This is a genomic window from Yinghuangia aomiensis (assembly GCF_039542225.1).
Lineage (GTDB): Bacteria > Actinomycetota > Actinomycetes > Streptomycetales > Streptomycetaceae > Yinghuangia > Yinghuangia aomiensis.
Window position 1 is genome coordinate 13,029 of the sequence record NZ_BAABHS010000026.1, and the last position, 10,992, is coordinate 24,020.

At 70.8% G+C, this 10,992-nt stretch carries 12 protein-coding genes; all 12 read left to right on the forward strand.

Going from position 1 to position 10,992, the window contains the following annotated elements:
• Positions 1–148 precede the first annotated feature (148 nt).
• The 12 genes from ABEA93_RS29795 (at position 149) to nuoE (ending at position 10,991) form a co-directional block, all read left to right on the forward strand.
• A complete protein-coding gene (locus ABEA93_RS29795; RefSeq protein ID WP_345678937.1) occupies positions 149–850 on the forward strand; it encodes a demethylmenaquinone methyltransferase in 702 nt (233 codons plus the stop codon).
• A gap of 20 nt (positions 851–870) precedes the next feature.
• A complete protein-coding gene (locus tag ABEA93_RS29800; protein ID WP_345678938.1) occupies positions 871–2,436 on the forward strand; it encodes a N,N-dimethylformamidase beta subunit family domain-containing protein in 1,566 nt (521 codons plus the stop codon).
• A gap of 66 nt (positions 2,437–2,502) precedes the next feature.
• Positions 2,503–3,156 carry an MOSC domain-containing protein gene (locus tag ABEA93_RS29805; RefSeq protein ID WP_345678939.1) on the forward strand — a complete coding sequence of 218 codons (654 nt, stop codon included), beginning with the start codon at positions 2,503–2,505 and terminating at the stop codon, positions 3,154–3,156.
• Positions 3,157–3,285: 129 nt separating this feature from the next.
• Positions 3,286–4,602, forward strand: a complete 1,317-nt coding sequence (locus ABEA93_RS29810; RefSeq protein WP_345678940.1) for a geranylgeranyl reductase family protein — start codon at positions 3,286–3,288, stop codon at positions 4,600–4,602.
• Between the two features lie 159 nt (positions 4,603–4,761).
• Entirely contained in the window at positions 4,762–5,277 is a 516-nt protein-coding gene (locus ABEA93_RS29815) for a hypothetical protein (RefSeq protein ID WP_345678941.1), read from the forward strand.
• Complete coding sequence (locus ABEA93_RS29820; protein WP_345678942.1) at positions 5,274–5,792, forward strand: O-acetyl-ADP-ribose deacetylase; 519 nt, start codon at positions 5,274–5,276, stop codon at positions 5,790–5,792. Before ABEA93_RS29815 ends, ABEA93_RS29820 begins: the two co-directional genes overlap by 4 nt.
• A 153-nt stretch (positions 5,793–5,945) precedes the next feature.
• Complete coding sequence (locus tag ABEA93_RS29825) at positions 5,946–6,638, forward strand: alpha/beta fold hydrolase (protein WP_345678943.1); 693 nt, start codon at positions 5,946–5,948, stop codon at positions 6,636–6,638.
• A 493-nt stretch (positions 6,639–7,131) separates the two neighbouring features.
• The gene (locus ABEA93_RS29830) at positions 7,132–7,491 is read left to right on the forward strand and encodes an NADH-quinone oxidoreductase subunit A (RefSeq protein ID WP_345678944.1); all 360 of its coding nucleotides are present in this window, start codon (positions 7,132–7,134) and stop codon (positions 7,489–7,491) included.
• A gap of 101 nt (positions 7,492–7,592) precedes the next feature.
• Entirely contained in the window at positions 7,593–8,147 is a 555-nt protein-coding gene (locus tag ABEA93_RS29835) for a NuoB/complex I 20 kDa subunit family protein (RefSeq protein WP_345678945.1), read from the forward strand.
• Complete coding sequence (locus ABEA93_RS29840) at positions 8,144–8,914, forward strand: NADH-quinone oxidoreductase subunit C (protein ID WP_345678946.1); 771 nt, start codon at positions 8,144–8,146, stop codon at positions 8,912–8,914. The genes ABEA93_RS29835 and ABEA93_RS29840 overlap by 4 nt, the downstream gene beginning before the upstream one ends.
• Positions 8,914–10,290 (forward strand): NADH dehydrogenase (quinone) subunit D, encoded by a 1,377-nt coding sequence (gene nuoD, locus ABEA93_RS29845; protein ID WP_345678947.1) that lies wholly within the window; start codon positions 8,914–8,916, stop codon positions 10,288–10,290. Before ABEA93_RS29840 ends, nuoD begins: the two co-directional genes overlap by 1 nt.
• 11 nt (positions 10,291–10,301) lie before the next feature.
• Entirely contained in the window at positions 10,302–10,991 is a 690-nt protein-coding gene (gene nuoE, locus ABEA93_RS29850; RefSeq protein ID WP_425585166.1) for an NADH-quinone oxidoreductase subunit NuoE, read from the forward strand.
• Position 10,992 lies beyond the last annotated feature (1 nt).

The window sequence follows — 10,992 nt, forward strand, 5'->3', positions numbered from 1 at the left end:
ACGCCTCCTCGCGGCCTCCGCCCGACACGGCCGGGCCTGCCGACGACCCTACGCGCCTACCCCTACCCGTGAGTAGTGGACCCGTCACCACCCGGCACGCCGGACCCGGCTGTCGGGGGCCGCCCCCCGCACAGGCGAAGATGGTGTCGTGACGCGAGCCTCCCTGGACAAGCAGCCCCGCGACGTCGCCTCGATGTTCGACGGCGTGGCGGAGAAGTACGACGTGACCAACACCGTCCTCTCCCTCGGACAGGACCGGTTCTGGCGCAAAGCGGTCGCCCGGGCCGTCGACGCCCGCCCCGGCGAGCGGATCCTCGACCTGGCGGCCGGCACCGGCACCAGCTCGCTGCCGTTCCGCGACGCCGGCGCCACCGTCGTGCCGTGCGACTTCTCGCTCGGCATGCTCCGGGCCGGCAAGCGCCGCCACCCCGAGCTGCCGTTCACCGCGGGCGACGGCATGCGGCTGCCGTTCGCGGACGGCGTGTTCGACGCCGTCACCATCTCCTTCGGGCTGCGCAACATCAACGAGCCGAAGACCGGCCTCGCCGAACTCCTCCGGGTGACCCGCCCCGGCGGCCGGCTCGTGGTGTGCGAATTCAGCCACCCGACGTGGCGGCCGTTCCGCACGGTGTACGACGAGTACCTCATGCGCGCCCTGCCCCCGATCGCCACCCGGGTGAGCAGCAACCCCGACGCCTACGTCTACCTCGCCGAGAGCATCCGCGACTGGCCGGACCAGCCGGCCCTCGCCGCGCTGGTGCAGGACGCCGGCTGGGAGCGGGTCGCCTGGCGCGACCTCACCGGCGGCATCGTCGCCCTGCACCGCGGCTTCAAGCCGCTCGCCGGCTGATCCGACGCGGAGACCCGGCGATGCGGCAAGGAAGCCGTACCGAGCCCCACCTGACGGCGCGTGCCGCGGCGGTCCTCGCCGCGCTGCTGCTCGTCGCGTGCGCGGCCTGCTCGTCGGGCGGCGGCAGCGCGCCGAAGCCCGACGCGACGAAGTCCACCGGATCGAACCCGGCGTCCCCGCCCGCGGCCGGGTTCGACGTCGCGGCGGAGAACGCCAAACCGGGCACCGACGCCTGGAAGACCGGACTGAAGACCGGACCCGCCGGGGCGATGGACGCCTACGCCGACCAGGTCGCCGTGCGCCCCGGCGCGCCGTTCCGGCTGTTCGCCTCCACGACCGCACCAGGCTTCACGGTCACCGCGTACCGCATGGGCTGGTACGGCGGCGCCCGCGGACGCGAAGTCTGGAAGTCCGGCCGCGTCGCCGGCACCCGCCAAGCCGCCCCGAAGGTCGACCCCGGCGTCAACACCGTGCACGCCGACTGGCAGCCCTCGCTGACCGTCACCCCGACGGACTGGCCGGAGGGCACCTACCTGCTGCTGGTCACCTCCGACGCCGGGTTCGGCACCTACGTGCCGATCACCGTGCACAGCGCGCAGGCCAAGGGCCGCACCGTGCTCGTCAACGCCGTCGCCACCTGGCAGGCCTACAACCTGTGGGGCGGCTACAGCCTCTACAACGGCCCCAAGAACTACGGCGACCGCGCCCGCATCGTCAGCTTCGACCGCCCCTACGACGGCACCGGCGCGACGCTCTACCTCAACCAGGAACTCCCCGCCGTGTCCCTGGCCGAGAAGCTCGGCCTGCCGCTCTCCTACGCCACCGACCTCGACCTGGACGCCGACCCCAAGCTGTTCGACGGCGCCACCGCGGTCTTCACGCTCGGCCACGACGAGTACTGGTCGACGGCGATGCGCGACCACGCCACCGCCTTCCGCGACGCGGGCACCAACCTCGCGTTCCTCGGCGCCAACGCGGTCAACCGGCACATCCGCTTCGCAAGCTCCGCGCTCGGCGAGCGGCGCCTGGTGGTCTGCTACAAGTCGGCCGCGGAGGATCCGATGCGCGCCGACGACCCGTCCGAGACCACCCAGGACTGGCGGCTGCCGCCGATGTCGCGGCCGGAGAACCAGCTCACCGGCACCTACTACCAGTGCTTCCCCGGCAACGCGCCGTTCGTCGTGTGGGACGCGGACGCCTGGGTTTTCGCGGGCACCGGGGCGCGCCGCGGCAGCGCCTACAAGGGCCTGGTCGGGGTCGAGTACGACCGGGTCGTGCGCGATCCGGCGCCGCCCGCGCCGCTGCAGGTGCTCAGCCATTCGCCCGTCACCTGCGAAGGCAAGGCGGACTACGCCAACGCGTCGTACTACACCGTCCCGTCGGGGGCCGGGGTGTTCTCCACCGGCACGATGCGGTGGGTGTGCGCGCTCGGCTCCGGCTGCGGCACGTACCTCGACGACGCAGGCCGCCGGTTCGCCACCCAGGTCACCGAGAACGTCTTCCGCGCGTTCAGTGCCGGCCCGGCGGGCAAGGCGCATCCGGTGCGGGCGAACGCGGGCGAGATCCCGGCGGTGGCCTCGCGCTGAGGCGGCGCGCGGCCACGCGCGGAAACACCCGAGCCGTCGGCGTGGCCCGCTGGGTAGGTTGGCCCCATGTCTGTTCTCAAGTCGGTCAACGTCGGTAGGGCGACCCCCACCGAGCATTCCGATGTCCCGCGCACCGGTATCGACAAGCGCACCGTCGCCGGGCCGGTCCGCCTGGCCGAACCGGCCGAGGGCAGCGGCGTCGCGGGCGACGACGTCTGCGACCTGCGCCACCACGGCGGCCCCGACCAGGCGGTCTACGCGTTCGCGTGGGAGGACCTGGAGTCCTGGGACGACCGCATCGGGGCGGACATCCGGCCCGGCCTGTTCGGCGAGAACCTCACCACGGTCGGCGTCGACGTGACCGGTGCGGTGATCGGCGAGCGCTGGCGGGTCGGCACGGCGCTGCTCGAAGTCTCCGTCCCGCGCATCCCGTGCCGGACGTTCGCCGCCTTCCTCGACGAACGCGGCTGGATCAAGCGGTTCACCGAAGAGGCGCGGCCCGGCGCCTACCTGCGCGTCGTCGAGCCCGGCGAGGTCGCCGCGGGCGACACCGTCGAGATCGTGCACCGCCCGGCACACGGCGTCGACATCGGCACGGTGTTCCGCGCCCTCACCACCGCGCCCGAACTGCTGCCCAAGCTCGTCGACGTCGAGGAACTCCCGGACGATACACGGCAGAAGGCCCGCAAGCGCACCGGCGCCGGGAGCGCCGCGAACTGACCGCCGGGCCCCGCGGGCGGCGCACCGCCCCGGCCGCGCGTCGGAGACGGGCCCGGGGCCCGCCTAGACTTGCCCCAGCCGGATTCCAGGTCCGGCGCCTGCCCACCGGCGCACCTCAGGAGAGCCGAGTTGACCGAGACCGTGTCCACCGCGCGTGCCGGCGAGGGCCCCGCCGATTCCGCCCACGAAGCGGACGTCATCGTCGTGGGTGCCGGCCCGGCCGGGTCGACGACCGCGTACCACTTGGCCAAGGCCGGGCGCAGCGTGCTGCTGCTGGAGAAGACCGCGTTCCCGCGCGAGAAGGTGTGCGGCGACGGCCTGACGCCGCGCGCCGTCAAGCAGCTGGTGTCGATGGGCATCGACATCTCGCCGGAGGCGGGCTGGCTGCCGAACCGCGGCCTGCGGATCCTCGGCGGCGGCATGAAGCTGGAAATGGACTGGCCGGACCTGGCGTCGTTCCCCAACTACGGCCTGGTCCGCAAGCGCACCGACTTCGACGAGATCCTCGCCCGGCAGGCCGCGTCCGCGGGTGTGAAGGTGCACGAGCGCACCAACGTCGTCGGCCCGGTGCTGGACGACCGCACCGGCCGCGTCGTCGGCGTCCGCGCCAAGGTCGGCGCGGGCAAGGAGGAGAAGGTCTTCCGCGCCCCGGTCGTGGTCGCCGCGGACGGCAACTCGACGCGCCTGTCGCTGGCTATGGGGCTGCACCGGCGCGAGGACCGGCCGATGGGCGTGGCCGTGCGCACGTACTTCAAATCGCCCCGCCACGAGGACGATTACCTGGAGTCGTGGCTGGAGCTGTGGGACCGGCGGGACGGCAAGAACGCCCTGCTGCCGGGCTACGGCTGGATCTTCGGCATGGGCGACGGCACGTCGAACGTGGGCCTGGGCCTGCTGAACACGTCCGACTCGTTCAAGGACATCGACTACCGCGAGCTGCTCAAGGCGTGGGTCGCGGGCATGCCCGAAGAGTGGGGCTACACCGACGAGAACCAGGAAGGCCCGATCCGCGGCGCCGCGCTGCCGATGGGCTTCAACCGTCAGCCGCACTACACCAAGGGCCTGCTGCTGGTGGGCGACGCGGGCGGCATGGTCAACCCGTTCAACGGCGAAGGCATCGCCTACGCGATGGAGTCCGGCGAGATCGCCGCGCAGGTGATCGCGCAGGCGCTGGCCCGCAACACCCCCGCGGGGATGGAGCGCGCGCTGCACGACTACCCGCGCATCCTCAAGCAGACCTACGGCGGCTACTACACGCTCGGCCGGCTGTTCGTGAAGCTGATCGGCGAACCGAAGGTCATGGGCTTCGCGACCAAGCACGGGCTGCCGCACCCGCTGATGATGAAGTTCGTCCTCAAGATGCTCGCCAACCTGACCGACCCGCGCGGCGGCGACGCGATGGACCGGATCATCAACGGCATGGCGCGGATCGCCCCCGCCGCATAAGCAGCGCACCGATATCCGGCGAGCGGGCCCCGGCTTCGGCCGGGGTCCGCTCGCGTCGGTGCGGCACCCTGCCGACGGAGCGGTTCACCCATTCGATCCCCCGGGTGAACCTTCCCCGATCGCCCCGAAAAAAGGGTTGGCGCGCGCCATCGTGTGCGCATGAACGCGCATTCGCCCCAGGGGGATCTCCCGCCCGGCTACGACGAGTTGCTCGGCGACGTCATGGCCGACCTGCAAGAGGAGGACCGGCTGTCGCTGGTGCGTGCGGTGAACGCCGCACTGACCCGGTTCCTCGTCGAACGTCGCCGCGGCGCCATGCTCGCCTTGGACGCGGGAGAGCCCAGCCGGGAGTTGTTCCGCCACACCCGCCTCAGGCGCCACGTCGCCCTGCACGTGGTGACCGGACGGCGGCAAATGGAGGGCCACCGGCGCTGGTTCGAGGCCTCGCTCGGGTTGGCCGACGAGATGTTCCGGGAGACCGACGACGACGGCCGCACGATCGGCATCCTCGTCTGCCTCGACCCGGACGACGTCGTCGTGGACTACTCGGACGGCTTCATCGGCGACCACCTCGACGACCTGCCCGCTCCCTGGCAGCTCGCCGAGGCGACCCTGCGCGCCATCTCCGCCTGGGAAGCCGAGACAGGCTGCACGGTGCCTACAGTTCTCACATGACCGAGATCACCCTCGTCCAAGGCGACATCACCGACGAGCACGTCGACGCCGTCGTCAACGCGGCCAACTCCTCGCTGCTCGGCGGCGGGGGAGTGGACGGCGCCATCCACCGAAAGGGTGGGAAGGCGATCCTCGACGCGTGCCGCGATCTGCGGGCCGCCACGTACGGACGAGGGCTCCCGACCGGCCGGGCGGTGGCCACCACCGCGGGCAACCTGCCCGCGCGGTGGGTCATCCACACCGTCGGGCCGGTCTGGTCGAAGGACGAGGACCGGTCCGCGCTGTTGGCCTCGTGCTACCGCGAATCCCTGCGCGTAGCCGACGAGTTGGGGGCGCGCACGGTCGCTTTCCCGGCGGTGTCCGCGGGGATCTACGGCTGGCCGGTGGACGATGCCGCCCGCATCGCGCTCGGCACCGTCCGCGCCGCGGGCGCGGCCGTCGAGGAGGCCCGCTTCGTGCTGTTCGGCGGCGAGGCCTTCGCGGTGTTCGAAACGGTCCTCGCCGGGCTGCGGTAGCCCGCGCCGGACACGTCCCGAGCCCGGCCGCTTGCCTCGCCCCGATCGGGCGAGCAGAATCGTGGCACGGCTCTGCTTACTCGATTCAGCAGATGCGCCGGACCGCGCGGACCGCCTCGGCAGGGCACCGGCCGACAGATGAAGGAGAAGCCCATGAAGCTCCACGTCCACGAAGAGGGCACCGGCGACCGCACCGCGATCGTCATTCACGGCGGCATGTCCGACCACGGGACCTGGCACGCCGTCACCGCGCGCCTGGTCGCGCAGGGCTACCGGGTGGTCGCCCCGGACCTGCGCGGCCACGGCCGCAGCCCGCGCGGCACGTACACGCCGGAACTGCTGGCCGAGGACCTCGTCGAGAACCTCCCCGAAGGCGCCGACGTCGCGATCGGGCACTCGCTGGGCGGCCTCGCGCTGTCCCTGGCGGTCGAGCGGCTGCGGCCGGCCCGCGCGGTCTACTCCGACCCCGGATTCCTGCTCGGCAAGATGGAGTTCGCCACCAAGGACTTCATGGTGCGGATGGTTGCCGAGGCCACGCCGGAGAGCATCCGCGCGATGAACCCGCGGTGGTCGGACGAGGACATCGCGGCCGAGGAGGCGGGCTTCGGGCGGTTCGACATCACGTTCTTCGACGCCCTGCGGAACTTCCCGGCGGACTACCTGCCGGTGCCGCCGGTCCGCCCGGCGCTCGTGCAGATCGGCGACCCGAGCCTGACGATCACTCCTCAGGCGGCCGCCGAACTGGAGAAGCGCGGCTTCGACGTGCGCGTGGTCCCGAATGCCGGGCACTGCATCCACCGCGACGACATCGACGGCTTCATGCGGTCGCTGGACGGCTGGATCTGACGCGGAGCGATCGAAGCCCGAACCCGGCGGTTCTCCGCCACCGCACGCGAACGGCCCGTGGGGCAGCCCGAACAGGGGTGCCCCACGGGCCGTTCGGCGTTTCCGCGGGACTGCCCCGCCGCGGCGTTCCCGCAGGTGAGAGCACTCGGCGCGCCTATCATGCAGAAACGATCTTGATCAAATTTGATCGTCGGACTTCCCTGGTGATATGGCGTTTTCCGAATCCGGCATCCATCGGGTTGCCCTGCTGTCGCTCCGTGTCCAAATACGGACGCTGGGTCGAAATCGACGGTCGGGCAATCGTTTCTGATCGATCATCAGGTGGTGAAGATCACACCATGATCGAACTCTGCCCGTGTCGCAGATCACATCCGAAGAGGCGTAGGATCGGCGCCGTTCCGGGTGCTTGTGAACCTGGTCACATGCTCACAAGCGAGCGGATCCGACCAGGCCAAACGGACGGAGAACGGCCGATGGAAGGGAGCAGTGCGGCATGAACCTCTACGCGCCGATCCTCGTGCTCGGGGGCATCGCCGCCGCGTTCGGCGTGGTCTCCCTCGTCGCGGGAGCGCTGACCGGTCCCAAGCGCTACAACCGCGCGAAGCTCGAGGCCTACGAGTGCGGTATCGAGCCGACCCCGCAGCCGACGGGCGGCGGGCGCTTCCCGGTGAAGTACTACCTGACGGCGATGCTCTTCATCATCTTCGACATCGAGATCGTCTTCCTCTACCCGTGGGCCGTCTACTTCGACTCGCTCGGCATCTTCGGCCTGGTCGAGATGGCCCTGTTCGTCCTCACCGTGTTCGTCGCGTACGCCTACCTGTGGCGCCGCGGCGGCCTGGAGTGGGACTGACCCGCGTGCCGTACCCGAGGTCCGGCTTTCCGCATACCGCACAGACACCGAACTGACGCAGGTGATCCAGGTGATCCCAGTGATCCAGGAGAGGCCATCCGATGGGTATTGAGGAGAAGCTGCCCAGCGGCTTCCTGCTCAGCACGGTCGAGGATCTCGCCGGCTACTTCCGCAAGAGTTCGTTCTGGCCCGCCACCTTCGGGCTCGCATGCTGCGCGATCGAGATGATGGCCACCGGCGCCGGGCGCTACGACCTGGCCCGGTTCGGCATGGAGGTCTTCCGCGCCTCGCCGCGGCAGGCCGACCTGATGATCGTCGCGGGCCGCGTGAGCCAGAAGATGGCGCCCGTCCTCCGGCAGATCTACGACCAGATGGCGGCACCGAAGTGGGTGCTGTCGATGGGCGTTTGCGCTTCCTCCGGCGGCATGTTCAACAACTACGCGATCGTCCAGGGCGTCGACCACATCGTGCCCGTGGACATCTACCTCCCCGGCTGTCCGCCGCGTCCCGAGATGCTCATGGACGCCATCCTCAAGCTGCACGAGCAGGTCCAGCACATGCCCCTCGGCGTGAACCGCGTGCAGGCGGCCCGCGCCGCGGAGCAAGCCGCGCTGACCGCGGTGCCCACCATCGAGATGAAGGGGCTCCTGCGGTGACCACCGGCAACAACGGCACCACCGGGAACGACGCCCCGGGCGGCGGCGCGGTTCCCGTGCCGCGCGAAGACCGCCCGGAGATCCTCGACGTGCGCCACGGCATGTTCGGCGCCAAGGGGTCCGGCGACACGTCCGGCTACGGCAATCTCGTCCGCACCGTCGCCCTGCCCGGGGCGGCGACGCGGCCGTACGGCGGGCCGCACAGCACCGCGGACCAGCGGGACGAAGGCGAATTCGACGTCGTCGCGGACGAGTTGGCGGGCGCGCTGGAGGAAGCCGGGCTGGCCTTCGACGACCTGGTCGACCGCGTCGTCGTCGACCGCGGCGAACTCACCTTCCACGTCCGCCGCGACGGCCTCCGCCAGGTCGCGCAGACGCTCCGCGACGACGCCGCGCTGCGCTTCGAACTGTGCAGCGGCGTCAGCGGCGTGCACTACCCGACCGACGAAGGCCGCGAACTGCACGCGGTGTACCACCTGCGTTCGATCACCCACAACCGCCAGGTCCGCCTGGAGACGGCCGCCCCCGACGCGGACCCGCACATCCCGTCGCTGGTGAAGGTGTATCCGACGCTCGACTGGCACGAGCGCGAGACCTACGACTTCTTCGGGATCGTCTTCGACGGCCACCCGGCGCTCACCCGCATCCTCATGCCGGACGACTGGCCCGGCCACCCGCAGCGGAAGGACTACCCGCTCGGCGGCGTCCCCGTCGAGTACAAGGGCGCCCAGATCCCGCCGCCCGACCAGCGGAGGTCGTACAGCTGATGTCGCACACCGACGAGTTCACCGGCACCCAGGAAGCACCGCGGGCGCAGGCCGCGGACGACACGCAGCAAGCGCCGGCCCGCGACACCACCGAGGGCCGCGTCTACACGGTCACCGGCTCGGACTGGGACGAGGTCGTCCAGGCCGCCGCGGACGCCGACGAGCGCATCGTCGTCAACATGGGCCCGCAGCACCCGTCCACGCACGGCGTGCTCCGGCTCATCCTGGAGATCGACGGCGAGACGGTCACCGAAGCCCGCTGCGGCATCGGCTACCTGCACACCGGCATCGAGAAGAACCTCGAGTACCGCAGCTGGACCCAGGGCGTCACCTTCGTGACGCGCATGGACTACCTGACGCCGCTGTTCAACGAGGCCGCCTACTGCCTCGGCGTGGAGAAGCTGCTCGGCATCACCGACCAGATCCCCGACCGGGCGAACGTCATCCGCGTCATGCTCATGGAGCTGAACCGCATCTCCTCGCACATGGTCTGCCTGGCCACCGGCGGCATGGAGATCGGCGCGCTCACCGTCATGACGTTCGGGTTCCGCGACCGCGAACTCATCCTCGACGTCTTCGAGATGGTCACCGGCCTGCGCATGAACCACGCCTACGTGCGGCCCGGCGGCCTCGCGCAGGACCTGCCGCCCGGCGCGGTCGACAAGATCCGCGAACTGGTCGAGGTGCTGCCCGGCCGGATCCGCGAGTACGAAATGCTCCTCAACGACAACCACATCTTCAAAGGCCGCACCGAGGGCATCGGCTACCTCGACCTGAGCGGCTGCCTGGCGCTCGGCGTCACCGGCCCCTGCCTGCGCAGCACCGGCCTGCCGCACGACCTGCGCAAGACGCAGCCGTACTTCGGCTACCAGAACTACGAGTTCGACGTGGCCACCGCGGACACCTGCGACGCGTACGGGCGCTACCTCGTGCGCATCGAGGAGATGAAGCAGTCCCTGCGGATCGTCGAGCAGTGCCTGGACCGGCTCAAGCCGGGCCCGGTCATGGTCGAGGACAAGAAGGTCGCCTGGCCCGCGCAGCTCGCGCTCGGCCCGGACGGCCTCGGCAACTCGCTCGACCACATCCGCACCATCATGGGCACCTCGATGGAGTCCCTGATCCACCACTTCAAGCTGGTGACCGAGGGCTTCCGGGTCCCCGCCGGCCAGGTGTACGCCGCGATCGAGTCGCCCAAGGGCGAACTCGGCGTGCACATGGTCAGCGACGGCGGCACCCGGCCGTTCCGCGTCCACTACCGCGACCCGTCGTTCACGAACCTCCAGTCCATGGCAGCCATGTGCGAAGGCTCCCAGGTCGCGGACGTGATCGTGGCCGTCGCGAGCATCGACCCCGTCATGGGAGGTGTCGACCGATGACCGACCTGGGCATGCCCCGCCTGCCAGCGCCGGGATACCCCGCCGACGTCCGCGAGCGGCTCGAAGCCGACGCGCGGGAGATCATCGGCCGCTACCCGCAGTCGCGTTCGGCGCTCCTGCCGCTGCTGCACCTGGTGCAGGCGGAGGAAGGGTTCGTCAGCCCGTCCGGCATCGAGTTCTGCGCGGAGATGCTGGACCTGACCACCGCCGACGTCACCGGGGTCGCGACGTTCTACACGATGTACCGGCGCGAGAACGGCGGCGACTTCCACGTCGGCGTGTGCACCAACACGCTGTGCGCGGTCATGGGCGGCGACGAGATCTTCGCGACGCTCAAGGACCACCTCGGTGTCGGCAACAAGGGCACCACACCCGACGGAACGATCACTCTCGAGCACATCGAGTGCAACGCGGCGTGCGACTACGCGCCCGTGGTGATGGTCAACTGGGAGTTCTTCGACAACGTCACCCCGGCCTCCGCCAAGGACCTCGTCGACGAGATCCGGGCGGGCACCGCGGTGACGCCGTCGCGCGGCGCGAAGCTGTGCGGCTTCCGGGAGACCGCGCGGATCCTGGCCGGCTTCCCCGACCCGCGCCCCGGCGCGGTCGACGAAGGCGGCGCGGGCGGTGTGCCCAGCCTCGTGGGGCTGCGCATCGCGAAGGGCCACAACCCCGACGGCGACGCGAAGACGGGGGCGTGAC

Bases quoted from the DNA above. Each gene is read 5' to 3' on its own strand.
- ABEA93_RS29800 (WP_345678938.1), top strand. From the start codon at position 871: ATGCGGCAAGGAAGCCGTACCGAGCCCCACCTGACGGCGCGTGCCGCG.
- ABEA93_RS29805 (WP_345678939.1), top strand. From the start codon at position 2,503: ATGTCTGTTCTCAAGTCGGTCAACGTCGGTAGGGCGACCCCCACCGAG.
- ABEA93_RS29815 (WP_345678941.1), top strand. From the start codon at position 4,762: ATGAACGCGCATTCGCCCCAGGGGGATCTCCCGCCCGGCTACGACGAG.
- ABEA93_RS29820 (WP_345678942.1), top strand. From the start codon at position 5,274: ATGACCGAGATCACCCTCGTCCAAGGCGACATCACCGACGAGCACGTC.
- ABEA93_RS29825 (WP_345678943.1), top strand. From the start codon at position 5,946: ATGAAGCTCCACGTCCACGAAGAGGGCACCGGCGACCGCACCGCGATC.
- ABEA93_RS29830 (WP_345678944.1), top strand. From the start codon at position 7,132: ATGAACCTCTACGCGCCGATCCTCGTGCTCGGGGGCATCGCCGCCGCG.
- ABEA93_RS29835 (WP_345678945.1), top strand. From the start codon at position 7,593: ATGGGTATTGAGGAGAAGCTGCCCAGCGGCTTCCTGCTCAGCACGGTC.
- nuoD (WP_345678947.1), top strand. From the start codon at position 8,914: ATGTCGCACACCGACGAGTTCACCGGCACCCAGGAAGCACCGCGGGCG.
- nuoE (WP_425585166.1), top strand. From the start codon at position 10,302: ATGCCCCGCCTGCCAGCGCCGGGATACCCCGCCGACGTCCGCGAGCGG.